General features: G+C 49.4%; 24 protein-coding genes. 16 read left to right on the forward strand and 8 right to left on the reverse strand.

The features are described 5' to 3' along the window. The first annotated feature begins 7 nt into the window (after nt 1-7). From BUB59_RS08065 to BUB59_RS08090, 6 genes are all read left to right on the forward strand, one after another. A complete protein-coding gene (locus BUB59_RS08065) occupies nt 8-1,618 on the forward strand; it encodes a site-specific DNA-methyltransferase (protein ID WP_073228268.1) in 1,611 nt (536 codons plus the stop codon). A gap of 3 nt (nt 1,619-1,621) precedes the next feature. Beyond that, nucleotides 1,622-3,700, forward strand: a complete 2,079-nt coding sequence (locus BUB59_RS08070; RefSeq protein WP_073228272.1) for a DEAD/DEAH box helicase family protein — start codon at nt 1,622-1,624, stop codon at nt 3,698-3,700. A 58-nt stretch (nt 3,701-3,758) separates the two neighbouring features. Further along, nucleotides 3,759-4,028, forward strand: a complete 270-nt coding sequence (locus BUB59_RS08075) for a hypothetical protein (RefSeq protein WP_143160290.1) — start codon at nt 3,759-3,761, stop codon at nt 4,026-4,028. Between the two features lie 192 nt (nt 4,029-4,220). After that, nucleotides 4,221-4,532: a UPF0175 family protein gene (locus BUB59_RS08080; RefSeq protein WP_200778815.1), complete on the forward strand. Its 312-nt coding sequence runs from the start codon at nt 4,221-4,223 to the stop codon at nt 4,530-4,532. After that, the gene (locus BUB59_RS08085) at nt 4,525-4,836 is read left to right on the forward strand and encodes a DUF3368 domain-containing protein (protein WP_073228278.1); all 312 of its coding nucleotides are present in this window, start codon (nt 4,525-4,527) and stop codon (nt 4,834-4,836) included. Before BUB59_RS08080 ends, BUB59_RS08085 begins: the two co-directional genes overlap by 8 nt. Then, nucleotides 4,833-5,672, forward strand: coding sequence for a metallophosphoesterase (locus BUB59_RS08090; RefSeq protein WP_073228282.1), 840 nt, complete (start codon nt 4,833-4,835; stop codon nt 5,670-5,672). Before BUB59_RS08085 ends, BUB59_RS08090 begins: the two co-directional genes overlap by 4 nt. Before the next feature lie 131 nt (nt 5,673-5,803). On the opposite strand, the gene BUB59_RS08095 is transcribed toward BUB59_RS08090, so the two are convergent. From BUB59_RS08095 to BUB59_RS08110, 4 genes are all read right to left on the reverse strand, one after another. Then, nucleotides 5,804-7,105 carry a nucleobase:cation symporter-2 family protein gene (locus BUB59_RS08095; protein WP_073228285.1) on the reverse strand — a complete coding sequence of 434 codons (1,302 nt, stop codon included), beginning with the start codon at nt 7,103-7,105 and terminating at the stop codon, nt 5,804-5,806. Between the two features lie 140 nt (nt 7,106-7,245). Next, complete coding sequence (locus BUB59_RS08100) at nt 7,246-7,866, reverse strand: xanthine phosphoribosyltransferase (protein WP_073228288.1); 621 nt, start codon at nt 7,864-7,866, stop codon at nt 7,246-7,248. 14 nt (nt 7,867-7,880) lie between these two features. Then, entirely contained in the window at nt 7,881-8,660 is a 780-nt protein-coding gene (rsmA, locus tag BUB59_RS08105) for a 16S rRNA (adenine(1518)-N(6)/adenine(1519)-N(6))-dimethyltransferase RsmA (protein WP_073228292.1), read from the reverse strand. 67 nt (nt 8,661-8,727) lie between these two features. Then, nucleotides 8,728-9,582: a patatin-like phospholipase family protein gene (locus BUB59_RS08110; protein WP_073228295.1), complete on the reverse strand. Its 855-nt coding sequence runs from the start codon at nt 9,580-9,582 to the stop codon at nt 8,728-8,730. 123 nt (nt 9,583-9,705) lie between these two features. On the opposite strand from BUB59_RS08110, the gene BUB59_RS08115 reads away from it, so the two are divergent. The 3 genes from BUB59_RS08115 (at nt 9,706) to BUB59_RS08125 (ending at nt 12,794) form a co-directional block, all read left to right on the forward strand. Continuing rightward, on the forward strand, nt 9,706-10,134 hold the full coding sequence (locus BUB59_RS08115; protein ID WP_143160291.1) for a hypothetical protein: 429 nt from the start codon (nt 9,706-9,708) through the stop codon (nt 10,132-10,134). A gap of 104 nt (nt 10,135-10,238) precedes the next feature. Beyond that, nucleotides 10,239-11,753: a phosphomannomutase gene (locus BUB59_RS08120; protein ID WP_073228298.1), complete on the forward strand. Its 1,515-nt coding sequence runs from the start codon at nt 10,239-10,241 to the stop codon at nt 11,751-11,753. Between the two features lie 114 nt (nt 11,754-11,867). Further along, complete coding sequence (locus BUB59_RS08125) at nt 11,868-12,794, forward strand: PorV/PorQ family protein (protein WP_073228301.1); 927 nt, start codon at nt 11,868-11,870, stop codon at nt 12,792-12,794. Between the two features lie 45 nt (nt 12,795-12,839). Here BUB59_RS08125 and BUB59_RS08130 read toward each other — a convergent pair whose 3' ends face one another. Next, the gene (locus BUB59_RS08130) at nt 12,840-13,841 is read right to left on the reverse strand and encodes a sigma 54-interacting transcriptional regulator (protein ID WP_073228305.1); all 1,002 of its coding nucleotides are present in this window, start codon (nt 13,839-13,841) and stop codon (nt 12,840-12,842) included. A 217-nt stretch (nt 13,842-14,058) separates the two neighbouring features. Between BUB59_RS08130 and BUB59_RS08135 the strand changes: the two genes are divergently transcribed. Beyond that, nucleotides 14,059-15,378 (forward strand): aspartate kinase, encoded by a 1,320-nt coding sequence (locus BUB59_RS08135; protein WP_073228308.1) that lies wholly within the window; start codon nt 14,059-14,061, stop codon nt 15,376-15,378. A 168-nt stretch (nt 15,379-15,546) separates the two neighbouring features. Here BUB59_RS08135 and BUB59_RS08140 read toward each other — a convergent pair whose 3' ends face one another. Then, entirely contained in the window at nt 15,547-17,271 is a 1,725-nt protein-coding gene (locus BUB59_RS08140; RefSeq protein ID WP_073228311.1) for an AAA family ATPase, read from the reverse strand. 79 nt (nt 17,272-17,350) lie between these two features. On the opposite strand from BUB59_RS08140, the gene BUB59_RS08145 reads away from it, so the two are divergent. From BUB59_RS08145 to BUB59_RS08160, 4 genes are all read left to right on the forward strand, one after another. Continuing rightward, nucleotides 17,351-18,004 carry a fibrobacter succinogenes major paralogous domain-containing protein gene (locus BUB59_RS08145; protein ID WP_073228314.1) on the forward strand — a complete coding sequence of 218 codons (654 nt, stop codon included), beginning with the start codon at nt 17,351-17,353 and terminating at the stop codon, nt 18,002-18,004. Between the two features lie 182 nt (nt 18,005-18,186). Further along, entirely contained in the window at nt 18,187-18,720 is a 534-nt protein-coding gene (locus BUB59_RS08150; RefSeq protein WP_073228317.1) for a hypothetical protein, read from the forward strand. Next, the gene (locus BUB59_RS08155) at nt 18,720-19,385 is read left to right on the forward strand and encodes a hypothetical protein (RefSeq protein ID WP_073228320.1); all 666 of its coding nucleotides are present in this window, start codon (nt 18,720-18,722) and stop codon (nt 19,383-19,385) included. Before BUB59_RS08150 ends, BUB59_RS08155 begins: the two co-directional genes overlap by 1 nt. Before the next feature lie 22 nt (nt 19,386-19,407). Beyond that, entirely contained in the window at nt 19,408-20,175 is a 768-nt protein-coding gene (locus BUB59_RS08160; RefSeq protein ID WP_073228323.1) for a hypothetical protein, read from the forward strand. A gap of 117 nt (nt 20,176-20,292) precedes the next feature. Here the strand turns inward: BUB59_RS08160 and dnaN are convergent, their stop codons facing one another. Beyond that, a complete protein-coding gene (dnaN, locus tag BUB59_RS08165) occupies nt 20,293-21,408 on the reverse strand; it encodes a DNA polymerase III subunit beta (RefSeq protein WP_073228326.1) in 1,116 nt (371 codons plus the stop codon). 3 nt (nt 21,409-21,411) lie between these two features. Then, nucleotides 21,412-21,561, reverse strand: coding sequence for a hypothetical protein (locus tag BUB59_RS15360; protein WP_159433350.1), 150 nt, complete (start codon nt 21,559-21,561; stop codon nt 21,412-21,414). A gap of 63 nt (nt 21,562-21,624) precedes the next feature. On the opposite strand from BUB59_RS15360, the gene BUB59_RS08170 reads away from it, so the two are divergent. Together BUB59_RS08170 and BUB59_RS08175 are read left to right on the forward strand one after the other, a co-directional pair. Continuing rightward, nucleotides 21,625-21,891, forward strand: coding sequence for a hypothetical protein (locus BUB59_RS08170; RefSeq protein ID WP_073228329.1), 267 nt, complete (start codon nt 21,625-21,627; stop codon nt 21,889-21,891). A 6-nt stretch (nt 21,892-21,897) separates the two neighbouring features. Then, nucleotides 21,898-22,728 carry a M23 family metallopeptidase gene (locus tag BUB59_RS08175; protein ID WP_073228332.1) on the forward strand — a complete coding sequence of 277 codons (831 nt, stop codon included), beginning with the start codon at nt 21,898-21,900 and terminating at the stop codon, nt 22,726-22,728. The last annotated feature ends 42 nt before the right edge of the window (nt 22,729-22,770 follow it).

Raw genomic sequence — 22,770 nt, forward strand, 5'->3', positions numbered from 1 at the left:
GGGAGCGATGGAAAAGACAACTGGCAATATTGGTGAAACAATCAAGTGTTTGGTTGACGATATCGAAAAAAGAGTCGTTGATAAAATTCTTGAGCCGACAAATGCGGAACTTTTGAAAAAGTTAATCAGTAACGCGGATTCTTTAGACGAAGCCATTGCCATCGCTGAATTGGGAACCACCTATAAACGTACGGGATTCCATTTTGATAAGCGTTTAGATGTCAAGTGCACCAACGATATAAAGTACTTCAAGAAAAACGAAGATTTGAGTATTCATACGGACGATGGCCCGATACATAAGTTGATTATTGGGGACAACTATGAAGCCTTGCAGAATTTGCTAATCCAGTATAGAGGGATGGTCGATGTCATTTACATTGATCCTCCGTATGGAAAGGATAGCATGGGTGTTTCTGCGGAAACCAATTACCAGAATGCAATTACTAGGGATAACTTGCTTTCGATGCTGTATCCGAGACTGGTTTTGGCGAAACAATTGCTTTCTAAAGGTGGTGTAATTTTCTGTAGTATTGATGATAGAAATCAGGCTTATATAAAATGCTTATTTGATGAAATATTTGAAGAACGAAATTTCATCGCAACGTATCTTTGGAAAAAAACAGATACACCTCCGTCTTTGTCCAAGAAGGTTAGAAAAAAATATGAGTATGTGCTATGTTATGGAAATGGCGTAAGCAAGTCCCATAAATTCGCACAGGGAAAAATAGATGGCGGTGATGCGCCGCTTTTAAATTCAGGAAATGCTGAAAAGAAAATAACCTTCCCTGCAGGAACTGTTCGGTTTAATATACCGGATGGAACGTACTCCATGAATTCAAATAGAAAGGTGCAACTACATGGATCCGTTGTGGTAAAAGACGGATTGAATAAAAATTCATTTGATGCTACAGGACCATGGAAATGGAATCAGGAAACTCTTGATGATGAAGTAAAAGAGGGTACTTATTTTCTTGTGAAATCGGAAAAGTTTTCTGTGAGATTCCAACGTGAAAATACTGATTCTACCAAGGCACCTCAAAATAACATTAATTCTAAACTTGGTGTGGGAACTAATGAAGATGGAGCTAAACAAATTGAAAAGATTTTGAAGAAAGATGCCTTTGATAATCCGAAGCCCGTATCACTATTGAATTTTTTGATTGAAATGGTAAATATGGGTGATGATATAACCATATTGGATTTCTTTGCTGGTAGCGGAACTACCGGACATGCAGTTCTTGACTTGAATAAACAAGATGGTGGCAAGAGAAGTTTCATCCTGTGTCAGGTCAATGAAATTAATCCGACCAATCCCAATGGAATCGCTCTCGATGTTACTACCAAGCGCTTGAAGCGTGTTATGACCGGTGAGTGCTATGACGGCTCTAAGAATTTCAAGTGGGCTCAGGAAAATGAGCCTTATGGCGGAAACCTTGATGTTTACGAAATCGATTCTGTCGCAAATTTTGAATTCACGGAAGGAAAGACTCCTTTCGATGTAATTGACGAAACATTGTACGGAAAGGAAAAGTTCTCTACGTTACAGGAAAAAACGGAGTGGGTTTGTTCAAATTTCCAGAATACGCAAAAAGTTCTCCGTGAAAAAGGGGAGGACTAAGGTATGCTTCAGGAAGCCAAAGACCTCCAGTGCAATGCTGTATCCAGATTGATGGATGTTGTTGACAAAAAGCATGTTGTTACATTCAGGGCGCCTACGGGAAGTGGCAAAACAAGAATGATGTCCGATTTCATGAATCGGGTATTAGCGAATAATGACGATGTTGTCTTTTTAGTCAGTACCCTTTCCAAGGGAAATCTTGCAAAGCAAAATTATGACGTGTTTCAGGAATGTGCGGATACAGGCGTATTTCCGAACTTGAATCCTTTTTTGATTTCTTCGGAAGCGGGTGAAGAAGAAAGTGTCTTTATCCCTACGGATTATAACGTATATGTGCTGGCTCGAGATCTGTACAAAGATGGTAGCCGCCTAAAACAGGGTGCATTGGAAAATTTTCTAAGGACAATGACCGCGTATTTTCTGGGTCAGGGCTTAAACAAGAAAATTTACCTCATTAAGGACGAATGTCATCAAGCGACCAATAATTTGGATTCGCTGTCCTCGGAATACTTTTCTAAGACCATCATGATGTCTGCCACGCCCAATCTTAAACGTGGACAAAAACCGGATGTGGTCATATCGGATGAAGATGCTCAAGATGTCAAACTGATCAAGAAAGTTGTTTGGGGAGCTGAAGAAGATACTGTTGAAAATGCATTTCAAAAATTTGAAGAGGTTAAAGAAAAGTATCGCAATTTGTTGGGAGTAAATCCCTGCCTCATCATCCAGATTTCAAATAAGGAAAAGGCAGAAGAGGAATGGACCAATATAGAATCCATTTTGAATAAGCCTGAATACCAGCATCTCAAGTGGATGAGTATTGTAGATAAAAAGGAGAATTGCAAGACTAACGATAAGGTTGGCAAACTCTCTCTTGATAAATGGAAAGACTATGCAAAGTCAAAAGCATCAACAATTGATGTAATCATCTTCAAGATGGTGATATCTGAGGGATGGGATATTCCTCGAGCTTGCATGCTGTATCAGGTTCGCGATGTGAAAAGTAAGCAGCTGGATGAACAGGTCATGGGGCGTGTTCGTCGAAATCCAAGGCTAATGGATTTTGAAACACTTACTGCGGAAGCTCAGGAGTTGGCGATGACCGCTTGGGTCTGGGGGATTGTTCCGGAAACTGCAACAACACGACGTGTTAAATTGTATGGAGATGGTGGTTCTGCGATTGTTTCCGAATTAAAAGTAAAAACAACCGTGTTAAAACCTCTTACTCAGCGAAAAGGTTTTGATATAGAATCATTTTTAGCCAATCAAAAAGACCCTGTTGCATTCAAGAGCATTTTTGAGTTGTATTCAAAACTGCGGAATTGTAACGAGGAAATAAAAAGACTGTGTTATAGCTATGCTGGCAGCAGTGTTCAAAGATGGAATAAGTTCTGTGAACATCTAGATGCCATTCAAAAGGAATACGATACTTTCATTTGTAACTATGACGAAAGTATGGATCTTCGCAGGGATGATCAAGGAAATGAAGTTTTATCTTCTTTCCCGTCGAGTTCATCTTATGTTGAAAATGGCAATTTCAATAATATTGATGATTGGGTATGGAAACGAGCGGAAAATACAAATAAATTCTCTTTTGATAGTGAAGCCGAACGTGAATGGTGTTCTGTTTTGCGGAAACTTGCTCAAGAGGGCTTTGCTGCAAGTGTTGACATTGCAAAAGAATTGGAGCCGGCGCTGTTTAACGACAAAAAGGTGGAACTCAAGCATCTTTGGGGTAAGAACTTTATTGAAATGTCTGAAATCAAATTTGAATATTATTCAAATGGCTCCCATTTTTCATATCCAGATTTTGTAATGAAAGACGGTTTTGGTAGGATTCATTTATTTGAGGTCAAAAGCGTGAATAAATCTTCATCTCTTGCTGTTGACAGTGATCAGTATGAAGAAAAAATTTGTGCATTGAAGGATTGCTATAAGTATGCTTCTATTAAGACGGGACACTTTTTTTATATGCCTCTTTTAAAAGAAGATGTATGGCAAATTACTCGTTTTGTAAATGGAGTTGAAGATAGCATTACTGTAGAGAGGCTGACCGATTCATTTCGGGAGGGAAAAGGGTAGCGACCTAGGTGTTTCTTTTCCCAATTGTTTATCAATTTTTTTTTCCACATTTTCCCTCATGGCAACAAGACGTACCCGATCCCTTAAAGAAATCGATCCCGAAACCGCCCGCTGCCTGATGGCAAATTATGTGGGCGATGAGACTCCTGTGGAATCCAGGGTTCATGCTACGGCCATCCAGATGAAGAAGGTGTGTTTCGATACTTATGGGGTCTGCCTGAAGTTGGATGTCGGTGGCCATTTGACAAGCGGCCTTCATTATGTAAAGGCTGTTGTGGAAAGCAACACCGCTGTTAAGATTTGGGTTGCGGAAACTCGCAAAGTATAAACTGTGATTTTTTACTGATTATTTACAAATTAACGCTTGCCAAGAAATGGCGTAATGCTATATTCATCCCGAGCGCTACGAAATAGTCTCCGAAGCATCCGAAAAGAATCGGATGCTTTTCTGTTATGTGTTTTTCCTTTAATGGTGTATTGTGCCTTGGAGGAAAACGGAAAAAGTAGACAAGGAGACTGTATGGTCAAAGTTGCAAAAGATGTAAATTTAAGGTATATTGTAAGCCAGAGGTTTCCCGTGTGCCAAATATCCATGAATATTCCAGAAGAGGTATTGTTTGATACCCACATGAACAAGGAACGTGCACTTTCTTTTGCAAAGTGTGCCGTTGCTCTGGAATTTTATAGAAATCTTGGAGTTTCTGTTGGGTATTGCGCTGAGATTGCGGGAATGACCGAAGAGGACTTTGTAAAGTATCTCGGTAGCAAGGGCATTTCCATATTCCATTTTGAAAACGAAAATGAGTTTATGGAAGAACTGAAAAATGCGTAGAGTTGTAATTAATTCTACCCCATTAATCATTCTTGGAAATTTAAACCTTTTGAACGTACTTCACCGTTTGTATGGTGTGGTGTCTGTTCCGCAGGCCGTTATTAGAGAGATAACGGCAAAGAAAACTGCCAAATTTCTAGGTTTAACTGTAACTGGAACATTAGGAGTCTTGCTTAAAGCGAAATCAAATGGAATTATCGGTGAAGTAAAACCTATTATGGATGAGATGAATCGTCTTTCTTTTTATGTTAGCGAAGGTGTTCGTAATATGGTTTTAACGCAGGCTGGAGAGTTGGATAAGTGACCTGTTTCTTCGTTAGTGATTTGCATATTGATTTTTATGCGCCTTTGACAAGGACGGTGCCTTTGCTGCGCCGTTGCTTTGAGGATTTCTTTGAGAAACATTTTTTGCTGGCGGATGTTTGCTGTATCGCTGGGGACATTGCGAATAATTACTTCACCTATGTAGAGTTCCTGAAGTTTATTTCGGAAAAGTATAGCCAAGTTTATATCTGCCTGGGCAATCACGATGTCATTACGGAACGTGAGGGTGTGTTTGGGGCAGATCGTGACTTTCCTACTTCCGAAAGTAAGATTGCGTTCTACTTGCAGGAGGCTGCAAAAATTCCCAACGTCCACCTGCTGGAAAATAGTGCGTTGGGCGGATTTGCGGGTTGCATGGGGATGTGCGATTTCAGCTATAAGCACAATCCGGATGCTCGCATTGAAGATTACAAGTTAATGTGGAAAGTTCGCTGGTTTGATGGACGCCACTGGAATTACAAGGGCAATGATGTGGCTGCTCTCTGGGCTCACTATAAGTCCGTCATGAATGACCTGACGGCGGCTCGCCCGAAAATCATGATGACTCATTTTCTGCCTATGGAATTCGGCATGGCGGAAATGTACCTGACCAATCCCAACTCCACCTACTTCTTCTTTCAGGGAGATGAATTCCTGAAAAATCTGGACGAGGGTTCCATCTGGCAGGCGGGACACACTCACTCTGCCATCAAGCGGGTGGTTCGCGATAGCTTGGGTAAATCCCATCTCTTGCTTTGCAATCCTGTTGGGTATCCCACAGAACATCCTTATGAAGAAAACAACCTAAAGCGAGAAGATTTTCTTCTTGAAATATAAAACTGCTGAATCTTGAAAAACTTAGGAGGCACTTTAGTGCCCCTAAGACTGTAAAACAAATGACCCTTAAGCAACGCTTATGGGTCTGAAGTTTTACATGGGGGTCCAGGGGGGCGGAGCCCCTTGCGTCATTATTCCTTGTCCTTGGGCAATACCAAATTCAGGATTACGGCTAGCAGGAACACCACGGCCACGCAGTTTTCTGCGAAGATGGTCTGGATGATCTGGGGGAATGCCTTGAACATGCCTGTTGCCTGAGTGAAGCCTAGGCCTACGCTGAGGGAGAGGCTCACGATGATCATGTTGCGCTGGCTAAAGCCGCTCTTGGCCATCATGCCGAAACCTGCAAACAGGATGGAACCGAACATCATGATGGTGCAGCCGCCAAGCACAGCCTGGGGGATGGTGGTGAGTAGCGTGCCCACCGGCGGGAAGATGCCGCCCAACAGCATGATGATGGCGCCTGTGGCGATGGTGAAGCGGTTCACTACGCCGGAGAGGGAAGCGAGACCCACGTTCTGGCTGAAGGAGGTGATGGGGGTGCAGCCGAAGATACCGGAGATGGTGCTGACGAAGCCGTCGCAGGAGATGGCGCCGCCCATTTCGACTTTGTGAATCTGACGCTTGAGAGCGCCGCTGACCAGTGCGCTGGAATCGCCCACGGTTTCAGTTGCGGAAACCAGGAAGATGGCGATGACGGAAAGGATGGGTCCCAAGTGGAATTCCGGAGTGAAGGGGAGGATCTTGGGAAGTGCCACAATGCTGCAGCCTGCAAGTCCAGAGAAGTCCACCATGCCCATGCACAGGGCTAGTATGTAGCCTACGACGAGGCCCACCAAAACGGAGAGGGAGCGGAGGAAGCCCTTGGCGAATACTTGAGTGAGTAAGCAGGTCAACAGGGTTACGGATCCAACGATCCAGTTCTGGGTTGCTCCAAAGTCGGGAGAACCCATGCCGCCGGCGAAGGAATTTGCGCCAATGGGCAACAGAGAGAAACCGATGGCGGTCACCACGGTAGCTGCCACAATGTGGGGGATGAGTTTCAGCCAGTATTTTGCGCAAAGGCCCAGGAGACCTTCTACGATACCGCCTACGATGACGGCGCCCATCAAGGTGCCCATGCCCTGTGTGGTTCCAATACCGATGGAAACGGAAAGGAAGGTGAAGCTAATGCCCATGACGATGGGCAGGCGGGAACCAATTTTCCAGACGGGATAGAGCTGCACCATGGTGCCGATGCCCGCAATGATCATGCAGTTCTGAATGAGGGAGGCGGTAAGGCCTTTTTCAAGACCTACGACACCTGCGAGAATAATGATGGGGGTGATGTTCGAGACGAACATGGCCAGCACATGCTGCAGGCCGAAGGGTACCGCCTTCATCACCGGGACGCGACCGTCCAGCTGATAGATATTTTCAGATGAAGTACTCATGTTTTCCTCTTAAGTGTCATTCTGAGCGGAGAGCCGGAGGCTCGAAGTCGAAGAATCTAGATTCCTCGACTTCGCTCGGAATGACGTGTGTGTGCGCTCGGAATGACATGCGTTTTGTCATCCCGGACTTGATCGGGGATCTAGCCAAGTTTTAAGTTGGTGTTCTTCAGCGGGATTTCCGGCTGTTCGCGGAACTTGATGGTCTGAGTTTCCCAGTCCATGGATTCTACGATAGCGATGGATTCTACGCGGTAGCCTTCGGAACGGAGGGTGGCGCCGCCTTTCTGCTGGCCTTTTTCAATAGCGATGCCCAGGCCTGCCACGGTGCCGCCTGCCTGATGAACCAGGTCGATAAGGGCGTGTGCTGCGGCGCCATCTGCCAGGAAGTCGTCCACAATGAGGACCTTGTCGGAAGCGCTCATGTAGGGCTTGGAAATGAACACGTTGTTCATCTTCTTGTGAGTGAAGGAGTAGGCCTGAGCCACGTACTTGTCGTCGGTGCTGTTGGCGGTCTGACTCTTCTTGGCGAATACTACGGGTACGTCGTAAAGATGTCCCAACAGCGTTGCGATTGCAATACCGCTTGCCTCGATGGTGAGAATCTTATTGATTTCCACATCGCGATAACGACGCTGGAATTCGTATGCCATCTGGCGCATGATATCCACGTCAATTTGATGGTTCAGGAAACTGTCGACCTTAAGGATATTGCCTTCCTTAATGACGCCGTCCCGGAGAATCTTTTCTTCAAGAAAGTTCATAATATTCCCTTTGCTTAACCCACAATTACTTTATAAAATTCCAGGAACTGTTCGGGGGACAATTCTTCCGCGCGAACGGTAGTAGGGTAGTCCAGCAGCTCGATGGCTTCCTGGATTTTCTTCTTGTCATAAGCCTTCCCGAAGGAATTGCTCAAAGTCTTACGCTTCTGGGTGAATGCCGCACGAACGAAATCGAAGAAGCCTTCCGGAGCGGACAATGCGTCGGAGCGTGGTGTCAACAGCATGGTGGCGCTATCCACATTGGGCTTGGGCGTAAAATGTTCCGGCCCGATCTTACGTAAGATCTGTGTATTGGCGAAGGCGGATACCAGCACGGAAAGGCTTCCGTAATTGCTGCTGCAAGGGTCAGCGCAGATGCGTTCCGCAACTTCCAGCTGAACCATTCCCATAAAGCCCTTTGTCAAGTGGAGTCGGGGCATGAGACCTGCGATAATCGCAGTAGAAACATTGTAGGGAAGGTTGCCTGTAACCCAGGGCTTTTCGTGAGAGTCTAAGAAACCCTGCAGGTCAAACTTCAAAAAGTCGATGTTGGTAATATGGAAATTCTTGCGGTCGCCGAACTTACCATTCAGAACTTCGACGCACTGCTCGTCAATTTCCACTGCGGTCAGGTCCACACCGCGGTTCAGCAGGTGCTCTGTGAGGGCGCCATGACCGGGGCCGATTTCAAGAACGGCTTCGCCTTCATTTGCCGGCAGGTCGCCTGCAATTGCTATGGCGGTGGGAACATCCAGAAAGTTCTGGCCAAATTTACGACGACGTGCTCTATCCATAATTACAAATTTAGAATAATGAATCCGCGGGCTGTTTCATCCTGTAATGAATCTGCGGTCAACGAGGTTACTTTAAAAATTCCTTCAGTTCCTGCATGCGGTCTCGGGCATCTTTCAGTCCCAGGGCGTACAGGGCCTGCAGTTTGGCGGTGTCCTTCTCCACGCGGCTGATTTTCATATTCACGGTGGGGCGCAAGACGAATGCCTTTCCTTGCTTTTCCCATTCCGCCAGAGTTTTCAGGCAGTTGTTATATCGCTTGTAGCGATTGCCTACAGCCTTGATGAAGTTGGGATACTTGCGGTACGCCAGTTTGTACAGGAACAGGAGAGAGTTGGGAGACTTCTGGTATCCCATAGGCCGTGTGGTGATCACTACCTGCTTCTTGTAGCCAATGGAGTCCATATACTCAAAGGGGATACTGTCGGCGGTGTTTCCGTCAAACATTTTCTTGCCTTGGTATTCCACAAGACTGCTGACCAGTGCCAGCGAAGAAGAAGCGCGGATGGCGTCCATATCCGTACGCAAGTCGCGGACTCGGAAATGCTCGGCACCGCCTGTCTCCACGTTGCTGGCCGCAACAAAAAACTCCGAAGCTTGGGCTCTCTCGCGGAAAGTATCGTAATCAAAAGGATCGATTTTCTCCGGCACGGTGTGGTAGCAGAATTTCAGGTCGAAGTAGTTGCCGGTCCTGAGCCAGTTTCCAAGGCTCATGTAGCGGGGATCCTTAGAGTGGATGGTGTCCAGGCGCAGGTTTCGTTCCCGCTGTTCCGACAGGTAGTTGCAAAGGTGTGTGGCCCCTGCAGAAGTTCCCGCGTAACCGCCGAACTTGAATCCTTCATCGTGGAATGCGTCCAGCACGCCTGCGGTATAAGCCCCGCGCATGCCGCCACCTTCTAATACCAGTGCAATATCCTTGAACATATGGACAAATCTATATAAAAACCGCCCACACTCCAAATTGGAATATTCCTTATTGAATCTCCAATAATCCTCATTTTTCGAGAAACAAGTCTATATTAAGGATTCTTAGGAAGATAGGTTTAGATGAAACCAGTTATACATGGAATTTTTACTCTGGAAACACCCGCCGAGAATAGGGTGCAGTTTAACGATGCTGTCTACGTACTTCGCAAGCATTTTGACGATGTCTTAAGTAAGGCTCCCGCTACTCATTCCGTTGCTGATGGGGCGCCGACCGTCATTGACGAGGCGGGCGGTCTTCAGTACAAGACCACCGACGAATTCTGGCTCTTTCAAATTGATTATGAATTTTGGACGGCCTTTGCCAAGAAATTCCCCTCCATTGAAATCTCGCTTTACTACGGTTCCATTTTTGCCGGGGAAGATTGCGGCATGTTCCTATCCAACGGGGGCAACATTTCGGACATCCGGTATGAAAACGGGTCGCCGGATGCCTTGGAATTTTCCAAGAGTCTAGACGGAATGGACGGCTTGCACGAGGAAGAAACTTAAAAAGTGGCCGCTGGGAAATTTCCAGGCGGTTATTTTGTTATTTTTCCTGCCGATAAAAATGCGGGTTCAGCCCGCTTGTGATCAAAAAGAACATTGAGGTTTAAATGTCTGTTGCAATGCAAGATGTAATGAAGCAGTCCGGTGTGGCTTTCGGTACTAGCGGTGCCCGCGGCCTGGTTTCTGCAATGACCGACCGTGTGTGCTATGTTTACGCATGTTCCTTTATCAAGTACTGCGAAGCTAGCTACAAGTGCGAAAAGAATATCGCTATTGCTGGTGACCTTCGTCCCAGTACTGGTCGCATTTTGCAGGCTCTGGTAAAGGCTGGTGAAGATGCTGGCTGGAAGGTGACTTACTGCGGTCGCATTCCTTCTCCGGCAATCGCCCTCTATGGCCTGGACAAGAAGCTGCCTACCATCATGGTGACCGGCTCCCACATTCCTGCTGACCGTAACGGCATCAAGTTCAACCATCCCAATGGTGAAATTACCAAGGCTGACGAGCAGGGCATTGTTTCTCAGGCTGTGGATTTTGACGAAGCTCTGTTTGACGCTGCCGGCATGCTGAAGAATGCTCCGGAACTGCCTGCTGTTGAAACTGAAGCGGAAGAAAACTACTGCAAGCGTTATCCTGAATTCTTTGGTGAAAAGGCCCTGCAGGGTTTGACTATCGGTGTTTACCAGCATTCCGCTGTTGGCCGCGATATTGTGGTTCGCGTTCTCGAGAGCCTGGGTGCCTGCGTGAAGCCTTTCGCCCGCAGTGAAGTGTTTATTCCGGTGGATACCGAAGCGATCCGCCCCGAAGATGAAGAACTGGCTCGCGAATTTACCCACAAGGATTATGTGGACGCCGTGTTCAGTACTGACGGCGATTCCGACCGCCCGCTTTTGGCTGATGACGTGGGCATGTGGCTCCGCGGTGACGTGCTGGGTATTTTGGCTGCACAGGCTCTTGGCATCAAGCGCATTGCAACTCCTGTTAGCTGCAATACTTCTCTTGAAAAGTCCGAAAGCTTTGAAAAGATTTGCCGTACTCGCATCGGTTCTCCGTATGTTATCGCCGGCATGGAAAGCCTGGTGGAAGGTGATGCTTCCGTCGCGGGCTACGAAGCTAATGGCGGTTTCCTGCTGCAGACCGACCTGAAGCGCACCGCTTATGATGGCATTACCCGCACCCTGAAGGCTCTGCCTACTCGTGATGCCTTGCTGCCTATGATTGCCGTGATGGTCATGGTTCGCGAACAGAAGATGTGCGTGGTGGATCTGCTCCGCAAGCTTCCCAAGCGCTTTACCGTAAGTGACCGCCTCAAGGAATTCCCCACCGACATTTCCAAGGCAAAGCTTGCTGAAATCAAGGAAAAGAACCTGGGTGAAAAGCTGTTCGGCAAGTTTACTGCAAAGCCCAGCAAGTTCAACAAGGGTGCTGCATTCCAGGGCAAGATGGTCTCTCTCAACGAAGTGGACGGCTACCGCATGGAATTTGACTCTGGCGACATCGTTCACCTGCGTCCCAGCGGCAACGCTCCGGAATTCCGCTGCTATGTGGAAACCGAAGGCAAGGACCGCTCCGCAGAACTTCTGGCAGACTGCATGAAGCTCATGGAAGGCTGGCGCAAGTAGTTTAAAGCGTAAAGGATAAAGGGACGGGTAAATCCTCGGGATTTGCCCGTCTTTTTTGTATCACTGGCGGCCTCATCATGCGGGGGCGCCTCTTTTTTTTGTATCTTAAGCCCTATGATGAAGAAACTTCTTGCAACTGCTTTGCTTTCGACCGCTGTCACCGCCTTCGCTGGCGAATATTGGCATGTGGATCGTGGTGGCGTTTCCATGAAGTATCTTTCCATGCAGGTGTCTGCCCGCAGTGCTGCCATGTCTGGCGCCGGTGTGGCGGATGTTGCCCGCGTGGCCGAAGCTTCCCGCAATCCCCTGGCTGCAAGCGCTGTAAGCGAAGCCGAACTGGGATTGAATCAGCTGGTCTTTAACGAGAACAGCGCGGACAACTTCGTTTCCGCCTACTATGGCCTTCCTTTTGAAATCAAGAAGTACCCCCTGGCATTGACCATGTCCGTAGACTTTTTGGGTTACGATAACATCGAAGGTCGCGACGAGTACGGCAACGAAACTTACGAGTATGGCGCCTACGCCTGGAGCGTTCAGGCCGGTCTTGGTAGCCGCGGTAAGGTTTTCAACTGGGCAGCCGCTGCCCGTTTTGCAAGCCAGACTATTGACGATGAATCCGCCATTGCCCTTCTGGCTGATGTGGGTGGCTCTTTCAGGGTGAACAAATATTTTGCCTTCGCAGCCACTCTTACCAACTTGGGTTATATGGGCGATTATGACGGGGAAGATGAAGTGGCCCCGCTGGCCGTGCAAGCTGGTGTTACTGGAATCCTGCCCGTTGCCGATAAGTGGAATCTTCATCTTTCTGCGGATGCTTACCGCCGCGCCGATACAGACGCTCAGTGGCTCTTTGGCGGTGAAGTCAACTATATGGATGTGCTTTCTTTCCGCGCAGGTTACGCGATTCGCCCCGATACCGAAGATGGTATCAGCTGCGGTCTGGGCCTGAACTTCGGGATGATCGTATTTGACTACGGCTACAGCCCGCGCCCTGCTTTTGGCGGCGGCGACCACCACATTACCGTGGGTCTGAAGTTCTAATTTCCAAACATCAAAATGTTTCAGGATCTTTCCGCCTGTAACATATCAGGATTGTTCCGCCCGCGGGGTGGTGTCCTGATGTTTCCTCACATGATAGCAGAGGCTGCCTCTGCTAATGCCTAGCTTTTGCGCGGTTACCGTCTTGTTCCAGTTGTTCTTTTGCAATGCCTCGTGAAGGATATTCCATTGAGGTGTGGGGTTGTAAAGCTTGATTTCTTCTGGCGGGTTTGTTTCGCAGGTGGTGTTTGGCGGGAGCGTCTCCGCGAATTCGTCCCGAAGGATTTCCCCTAGGGAGGTTCCGTAGGGTCCGAGCAGGGCGTAACGCTGCAGCACGTTCTTTAACTGACGGACATTTCCCGGCCAGGGTTTTACTGCGAGAGACTGCACCTCTTGCGGCGACAGCGGTGCCGCGACGAAACTGCCTGAAGTCTGCGGGATGGAACCGCTCGCGGCGTCGGGATGAAAACCGCCCGCCAGTCCTGCGGCTTCTTGACTATAGACCGCTTCTCGCCAGATGTCTTGTGCCAGCGCCGCGAAGTCCTTACGTTCCCGTAGGGCGGGGACTTTTATGGGGAAGACGTTCAGCCTGAAGTACAGATCCTCACGGAAGCGTCCGGAGGCGACCTCCTGACGGAGGTTCCTGTTCGTAGCGCAAATCAGCCGGAAGTCCACCGGGATGTTTGTGGTTGCGCCAAGAGGCATGACGGATCGTTCCTGGAGAATCCTCAATAACTTGCACTGGGCTTCCAGCGGCATTTCTCCAATTTCGTCCAGGAAAAGTGTGCCGCCGTTGGCCGCCCGCACCACGCCCAGCTGGTCGCCTACCGCTCCGGTGAACGCCCCCTTTCGGGAACCTTCCAGGATACTTTCCGTGAGGCTGTGGGCGATGGCACCGCAGTTCAATGCCACGAAGGGACCGTTGCACCGCTTGCTGTGATCGTGTACGTATCGCGCCGCCACTTCCTTTCCGGAGCCGGATTCCCCCTGGAGCAGCACCGAAATGTTGGAGTTGGAGGCGATTCGAAGGAGATTTTCTGTCTGTTTCATTTGGACCTCTCTCCTATACACGTTGTAATGGGTTGATTTGTACGATTTTTCTTGCTATTTTTACACCCGCCTTGAAAATTTTACATTCGAGTACGTAGAATGGAGGCGTTTCAGGGCACTAAGGCTGGCTTAGGCAAGTAGGTTCGAGTCGATGGATTGTCGCTCCGAGTGGGGCGCGAGGCTTGGGACCCAGGGGCCGGCAGCCTAAAGGAAAAACATGTCTAGAATCGTATGTAAGTTCGGTGGCTCTTCTGTCGCCGACGCAGGTCAGTTCCGTAAGATCAAGAATATCGTTTCCGCTGACGCAAAGCGCAAAGTGGTTGTGGTCTCTGCCCCGGGCAAGCGCAACCCCAAGGAAACTAAGCTGACCGACCTCCTCTATAGCACCTATGATCTGGCTTCCAAGCACTTGGATTTCTCCCAGCCCTGGAATCTGATCCGTACCCGCTATCTCGAAATTTGCTCTGACCTTGGCATTGAACCTAAGGTTGCCGAAGACCTGGATCTTCTGGAAAAGCAGCTGCGCGATGATGTTGAATCCATCACCACCGATTACCTGGTGAGCCGTGGCGAATACTTGAGCGCACGCGTTATGTCCGTGTACCTGGGCGCAGAATTCGTGGATACTTTCCCCATCATCACTTTCGATGAAAAGTACCGCATTCTCCCCTCCAGCTACGAAACCATCGCCAAGGCCCTTTCCGACGAAAACAAGCTCTATGTGCTTCCGGGCTTCTACGGTTCCAACACCCGTGGCGAACTGAAGACTTTCAGCCGCGGCGGCTCCGACATTACCGGCGCTATCCTCGCTAACGCCATCGACGCCGAAGTCTACGAAAACTGGACCGACGTTTCCGGCATGCTGATGGCTGATCCCCGCATCGTGGAAAATCCGCTGCCCATCGAATACGTGTCCTACCGCGAAATCCGCGAACTGGCATACTCCGGTGCAAGCGTCCTTCACGACGAATCCATCGCTCCTTGCCGCGCCAAGAAGATTCCTATCAATATCCGTAACACCAACCGTCCGGAAGACGCTGGCACCATTATCGGTCCCACTCCGGAATCCACCAAGCTTCCCATTACCGGCGTTGCAGGCCGTAAGGGCTTCTCCATGATTTACATCGAAAAGTCCATGATGAACAAGGAAGTTGGTTTCGGTCGCCGCGTGCTTGCCGTCCTCGAAGGCGAAGGCCTTTCTTACGAACTGTGCCCCAGCGCTATCGACTCCATGAGCATCGTTGTGGATACCAAGCAGCTGGAAGCCGTTGAACACGTCGTTCTCGAAGATATCACTCAGCAGATGCACCCGGACCGCATTAAGATCTTCAAGGGCATCAGCCTCATCGCTACCGTGGGTCATGGCATGACCAACAAGATCGGTGTTGCAGCTCAGCTCTTTACCGCCCTTGCAGAAAGCAGCGTGAACGTCCGTATCATTGACCAGGGTTCTTCCCAGATCAATATCATTACCGGTGTGGACGAAGCCGATACCGAAAAGGCTATCAAGGCTATCTACGCCGCATTCACTAAGTGACAAATCGCTTGCGATTTGTCATCCTGAGCGAAGCACCGAAGGTGCGAAGTCGAAGGATCTAGCTCCGTCAAGGATCTAGCAAAAACAGCCCGCAGTTCAACGCTGCGGGCTGTTTGTATTTACTTAATCCTATTGTCGCAATATTCCTGCCTGCTAAAAATGCGCGCTTTAGAAATCCTTTCCGTCGATTTCGCTGATGTTTACGGCGCCTAGATGTTCCACTCGAGCTAGGCGGTTTGCCTGACGTTCGATGGTCTTTTCAAACAGGTTGCGGACGAAACGTCCGTTGCCGAAATGATTGTCCTTTTCGCTGACAGCCTTGGCGATGCAATCCTGCAAGGCCCTGCGACCGGATTCGTTCAGAGTGTAATCGTACTGATCCACTAAAGCCTTGAAGATTTCTTCTAGTTCGCTTTCAGTATAATCCGGGAAGTTGATATAGCGATTAAAACGTGAGGCGAGGCCCGGATTGGAATTCACGAAGTTCTTGATTTCGTCGGTGTAGCCTGCGATGATGACAACCAAGCGGTCGCGATCATCTTCCATACGCTTCAACAGCGTGTCGATGGCTTCCTGGCCGAAATCATTTTCGGAGCTGCGGGAAAGAGTGTAGGCTTCGTCGATGAACAGTACACCATTCAACGCACTGTCAATCACCTTGTTTGTCTTGATGGCGGTTTGTCCCATGTAGCCTGCCACCAAGTCACTGCGGGAAGCTTCCACCAAGTGCCCGCTGGAAATGACGCCCAGAGATTTCAGGATTTGAGCCATAATGCGGGCGATGGTGGTCTTGCCGGTGCCGGGATTTCCGGAGAAAACCAGATGGTAAGACGTGGGCGGAACGGACAAGCCCTTCTTGCGGCGTTCATTTTGAATTTTCAGGAAGTTGCGGAAGGTAATCACTTCCTGCTTCACAGAAGAAAGTCCAATCAATTCGTTCAGTTTCTTTTCGGCATCCTCGGCGCACTGTTCTGCGGAAAGCTTGGTCACCTTTGCGGTAACGGCTGCACCGTCCATCTCGTCTGTAGAATCACTAGCGTCCTTGTACTTGAGGGTTCTGGGACTGAACTTAACATCCTTCGCTCGGTTGGCGAAACGGTTGCCGCCAATGTACTTTTCCATGAACTGGAGCCACTGAATTTCCGCCAAGGTCAGCTTGCCGTCGATGTTTGCAAGGGCTGCGGAAAAGTCGTAGAGCAGGCGCATGTATTTTTTCGTGGCGTCTGGAGAGAAATCTGCAAAGACGGAGGGGAACAGGAATGTGTCCCCGGCTCTTTCCAGGGGGGCGCGGTTTTGCTTCAGTTCGGCGACCAAGGCGTCCACGTCAATTTCGTTGTTGACGATGGTCTGCAAGGTCAAACGCTTCCAGTCGATTTCGCAAGGTGTGGAGGAACGCAAGCGCAACATCAAAGAAATGAAACCGCAGGATTCCGCAGTCTGCATGCTTACGGGATGTCCGGACTTCTCGGAAATGTAAGCCAGGTCCGTAAGGAAAATGGTGGACAGTTCGTCGGAGGGACTGCTTCCATTCTGGTCGGTCAAATGCATGCGAAGTTTGTCGCTGACGCCATTGAACAGCAGAAAATCTTGGAAGAAGTTCACCATGTTGGAAACGGTGGGCTCCAGCTTCTGCATGTACTTGGCTAGCTTCGGATCAATCACTGCTTCCGGCGCTACCTTGGTGGCGGTGGATGATTGAGAGCCGTCGGCAGCCTTGGTGGTTTCCACCTGCTTGACACTTAAATCCTTGGCGAATTCCTGCAGAGCCCTTTTGGCGCGGCCTTCCTGTAGCTGTTTTGTCTTTGCTGTTTGAAACTGTTTGACTGCTAAATTAATTCCTATGATAATGACCGCAGCAGTTATCATAAAGGCAATAAAAGTTCCGCTAAACATGTGGCGCAGTTCTCCTCAACAATCCCGAAAGACGAAAAATTCTATATAGAATGTAGTATAAAAATGGAATGATTTTAAAATGAAAAAGCTTTCAATGATAGTTTATGCGGTTTCCATGGTCTTTGCCCTTTGTACGCTGGTATCATGCTCTAGTAATTTTACAGACGATCGAGATGGACAAAGCTATAGTGTGGTAGAAATCGCGGGCCAACTCTGGATGGCTGAAAATTTGAACTACGCTGGCAGCGAAGTTGCCGCTGGAAGTTTCTGCCCCGACGGGGACGATCGCAATTGTAAAAAGTATGGCCGCCTATACACTTGGGAAGCCGCCAAGGTTGCGTGCCCCGCAGGTTGGCGCCTCCCGACCGCCGGTGATTTCCAAAAGCTGATTGCCGCTGCGGATCCCGCCAGCGAAAATCTCGCAGCCGCCGGCAACAAGGCGGGCTCCGCCTTGAAAGCTTCCAGCGGGTGGTTCAAGAAGGGGGACGGCAAGGATGCCTTGGGATTTGCGGCTCTTCCCGCAGGTTATATGACTGCGGCGGATCCTTCCGAAGGAAAAACTGCGGGCAAATTCGACGGCATTGGCGGTTATGCTCATCTCTGGAGCGAAACCGCAGACCCTCAGGAATCCGCCTTCGCGCAGTATCTCTATCTGGATTTCAGCAGCGATGCCGCGCGAATTAGTTCCTTCAGCGCCACAGACGCACGCTCCGTACGTTGTGTCAAAAACTAGCGGAAAGAATTTGCTATATTCATTGCAAGGAAGATGAACTTCTGTTTGTCTTCCGCAAATTCAACAGAGTTAATTAGATCGCTTCCTGCCAGAAACTGGATTGTGCCAGTGGACCGCAGAGGCGGTCTTTTTTTATGTCCTGAATTTGCGCTTTTTTAAAACTGCAACAGAAAGGCTGTAAAATGAATAGAAATAAGAAAATGAAAGCGTTGCTGCCTCATGAGGTGAGCGTTGAAAAGTTGGGAATGGCAGGCGGGAAATACATCGGGGACCCGACGCTCCTTACGTTGCCTTGGCCGCGAATTGGAGTGTTTGCTTCTCGCACCACAGATCATGCCATCGATTTCCTGCGGGAACAGTGGGGCATGTCTAAGGGACGCCGCCATAGTGTTGTCGTCGGGACGTTTCATTCCCAGGCGGAATGCGAGCTGCTTTACTTTGTCCTGAAGTTCGGCGGGTCTGCCGTATGGTTCATGGGATGTTCCCTTCCGGAAAAGCTGCCGGACTTCTGCAAGGGCGCCATCCGCAAGGGGCACCTGCTGATTATCTCCTGTTTCAACCAGGAGCATCACTCGCTGGCGACGGCCCGCTATTGTACCCAGATGGTGGATATGCATTCTAGCAGTCTCGCCATCTGGTCTATGAAGGCGGGAGGGCTGATCCATCCCATTTACAATCGTGCGAAAGCCTGCGGTAAAAAAGTGGAGGTGTTCTAATGTCCGCGATGAACCAACCCGAAAAAATGATGGACCAACCCGAAATCAAACCCGCAGAAAAGAAATTTATTTTCAGCATGTCTCGTAAGAAACGTCCCTATAAGTCTCCCAACAGGCCGGTTCCTCAAATGCATCGTCGGGATTTTCAGCAGGCGGAATGCAATGGGGCTTTGACTCTCACAGGAATGAGCTGGATCGGGAACGTTTCCCTCTGGCGCATGGGCCGCAAGAATCGTATAGGCGTTTTCGCCAACGAAGGTTCCATCAAACATCGGGATGGGACTCTGGATATTGCCCGCTGCCAGTGGGCGATCAAGATGGGGGCGGAGCGCAAATGCCTGGTGGGAACGTTCTTCTCCTATCCGGAACAGGAAATCCTTCGCTTGCACTTACGTCATGGTGGCCGCGCTATCTGGCTTTTGGGTCGCTCCTTTCCGGAAAAGTTCAATGCGGACTGCGCCAAGGCCATTTACGAGAACCGCCTTCTGGTGGTGTCCTGTTTCTGGAAGCCTCGCTGGGGATACTCTACCTACAGATATTGCAGCCAGTTGACGACCATGTGTTCCGCTTCCCTGGTGTTCTGGTCCCTAGGGGAGAATCCCTGCGCCGCCGCCATTTACCGCAAGGCTATGGCTTATGGTATCCCTGCAGAACTCCACACTTGACAAATGTTCTATCTTTTGCAATATGAAATCACAAGTCTACACTCTTCTCGGGGAACTGCAGTTCCGCTGCCAGCGTATTGAATGGCAGATGAGACGTCTTGTAGATAAGGATGCCAGCGACTCCGAAATCGCAGGCAAGTCCGCCGGTAAGGTTGGCTCCTTCGCCAGCTTTAAGCAGACTTATCTGGATTTGGTGTATGGCCCCAAGGTTGAGAAAAATCTGGAAGTGGGTGAACGTAACCGCGCCCGTCGTAGCAAGTCCCTGGACGCCTTCGTCAGCAAGCGTAATTACCTGTCCCACTATTTCGCCTTCGAGTACGATCTTGCTTCTGATGATTCCTGCAAGAAGGCTCTTGCCCGCCTGAAGAAAGTCCAGAAGGTGGTGGAAAAGGCTGAAAACGATGTGGCGGCGGATAAGGAAACGCTCCAGCGTTCCCGCAAGAGCATTACCCAGATTCTCAATCCCTCCGATTTCCTGGCGGTCCTGGAAGAACGTGTGGTGCAGTTTAACAGCAACCGCGAAGTGGCGGTGTACCTCTCTTCCCTGGGCTTCTCGGAACAGGAAATTCTTGTGATTGTAGATATCCTCCTGTCTTACGAAAAAGGCAGCTGGGTTGTTTCGAGCTCTTTCGGCCAGCGTCTTACCAGGCGCTTGCCCGGCTTCAAGTTCGCAGACCATCAGGTCAATTCTCAAGGCAAGCTTTTTGACCTTCTTGCCCAGAAGAATTACATCGAGCTCATTTGTGACGTGACCGGCAACCAGAAGTTCCGCGTGCTCTTTAAAGTCTAATTACTTTATACGTAATTTGTAATCACGGGCGGTCCTGCCCCCGCGGCTCATTTTCATAAAACGAAAAATCCCGCCTCACAAGGCGGGACTTTTAATATCGCGATTTATGCTGGCATCTTAATCAGTTAAGCGCAGGGGCATCAGCAGGAAGCTGAAGTTGAGGCCTTCGCCAACCGGTTCGATAATTACAGCGCCGATGGGGTTGTTCATCTTGAGAACCACTTCTTCGCTCTTGCACATGCCGAGGATTTCGGAAATGTAGCGACCGTCGAAACCGATGCTGAAGCTGCCTTCGCCGCTATGGGTTACAGCCAGTGCTTCGCGGGATTCGCCGCCTACATCCGGGTCGGTAGCGCTGATTTCTGCCATGTTGCCATCGATCTGGAAACGGATCTGGTGGGTACGGGGATTAGCCATAGGCAGGATGCTGCGGACCTTGTTCTGCAGTTCGGTGGTGTTGGCCTGAACGGTACGTTCGAAGCTCTGGGGGATCACTGCGCGGTAGTTAGGATATGGTCCGTCGTACAGCTTGGAAATGATCTGGGTAGAACCGGTGGAGAGCAGGATGTGAGTTTCGGTGGTGCGAACTTCGATCTGGTCGTCGCTCTTTGCCATGCGGAGGATCTGCTGGAGAACCTTGGGCTGGACGATGATGCCACCGGGCAGGCTTACGCCTTCCTGTTCGATGCTTGCACGGCCCATGCGGTGGCCGTCGGTTGCAACCATGGAAATCTTACCGTCGGTAGCTTCCAGGTAAACACCGTTCAAGTTCAAGCGGGTAGAGTCGTTGGAAACTGCAAATGCGGTTCTTTCAACGAGGAATGCAAGTTCGCAGGCAGCGAAAGTGATGCTGTCGCCTTCCACTTCCGGGAACGGAGGGAAGTCGCTTGCGTCGAAGCCCATGATGGAAGCCTGGCCGCGTTCGCTCCACTTGATCTTGGTCAGGTAGTCCTGAACGTCGATGCTGATGGTTTCGATGGAGGGATCCACGAGAGCCTTGATGAGTTCAGAGAACTTACGAGCGTTCACGACAACTTCGCCGTCACGTTCGCCGTTCACTTCAATCTTGGTCCTGATGCCCAGGTTCAAGTCGGTAGCGCAGATTTCGAGAATATTGCCTTCCAGACGGAGGGAATAGTTGTTCAGAATCTGAAGGGTGGACTTGTTCGGAATTGCAGTAATTGCAGTCTGCAAGGCTTCCTGCAATACGGACTTCTTGATCTCAAACTTCATGGATTAGCCTCTCTGAATAAGTGTGGTTCCTACGAAGAAAACCACGGCAACAACTGCCAGTGCGACGATAACCCAGGTATTCAAGCTTTTCTTCTTGCTGGGTACAAATTTCTTAGCATCTTGCTTTGCGTGTCTACGATCGCGACGACTCATAGAAAACCTCTTTTGTTTTACGGATAAAAAACTAATTTTTTTATAGAAGTAAGGAATAACTTAATGAGCGAAACACCTCTAAATAAGCTGAAAAACAAGGGTATGGATTGCGCCTCCGCTATGCTTACGCGAGTTGACCTGGCCATGGAGGAATCCAAGCTCCGCAGATGCTTTACCCGCCTGGGCCAAAAGCTCCACGGATCCATCAAGACCCAGCTCTTTACCGATGTGAAAAACGATCCTTCCATGGTTGAACTCCTGGGCGAGATTGAAGAAAGAACGAAGGTCATCAAGGACCTTAAGAACCGTTTGAACAAACGAAATCCCTAAGACGACGTGAAAAAACTCGAAGTACATGTATTCCCCAATAAGACCGATAGCGGAAAGAGCTACAAGTTCTCTATCGTACGCGCGGTGTTTGCGGTCTTTCTCGTGATTGCCGGCGTGGCTGGATTTATCCTGTTTACACCGGGTAAGATTATAGACAACGTAACGAGTGGCGACATTACGGAAATGCACCGCCAGAATTCTACCATCAAGAAGGAACTGAAGGAAATCCGCGAGAGCGTGGATGAATCGATTCTGAAGGCGGAAGAAACAAGAATTTTGCGAGACAGTACCATGAAGCATAGCGGCATGGGCTTCAAGCTTGAACAATCCGTCAGTGATGACGAGTCGGACAAGTCCCGTCGCAAGAGCCTGATGGAAATGGAAGTGACCTTCAAGAAGCTGGTGGACGCCCTGGAAAAGGATTCCGTATTGGCCGCAAAGGTTCCTGTGCTCCATCCCATGAAAAACGGTCACCCTGTCCGCAAGCGTTATGAGATGGCTTACGACCCGTTCACAGATCGCATGCTGCCTCATCGCGGTATTGACTATGTGGCTGCTGAGGGCGATACGGTCTACGCCACGGGCGACGGCACTGTGATTGAATCTCAGAAACATCGCGGTTTTGGCCTTTCCATCAAGATCGAGCACATTAAGGGAGTCAGGTCTTTCTATGCCCATCTGGCGGAATCTTTTGTCACCAGTGGCAGTAAGGTTTCCCGCGGTCAGCCCATTGGCCTCGCAGGTGATACCGGTCGCGGCTCTAGCATTGGCCTGCATTACGAAATCCGCCTGGCGGGTAATTCCATCAATCCCGAACGTTTCTTCATTACTAAGTGATGCTCGCGTTGTCATCCTGAGCGAAGCGCAGCGTAGTCGAAG

Source organism: Fibrobacter sp. UWEL (assembly GCF_900142535.1).
In the GTDB taxonomy this organism is placed as follows: domain Bacteria; phylum Fibrobacterota; class Fibrobacteria; order Fibrobacterales; family Fibrobacteraceae; genus Fibrobacter.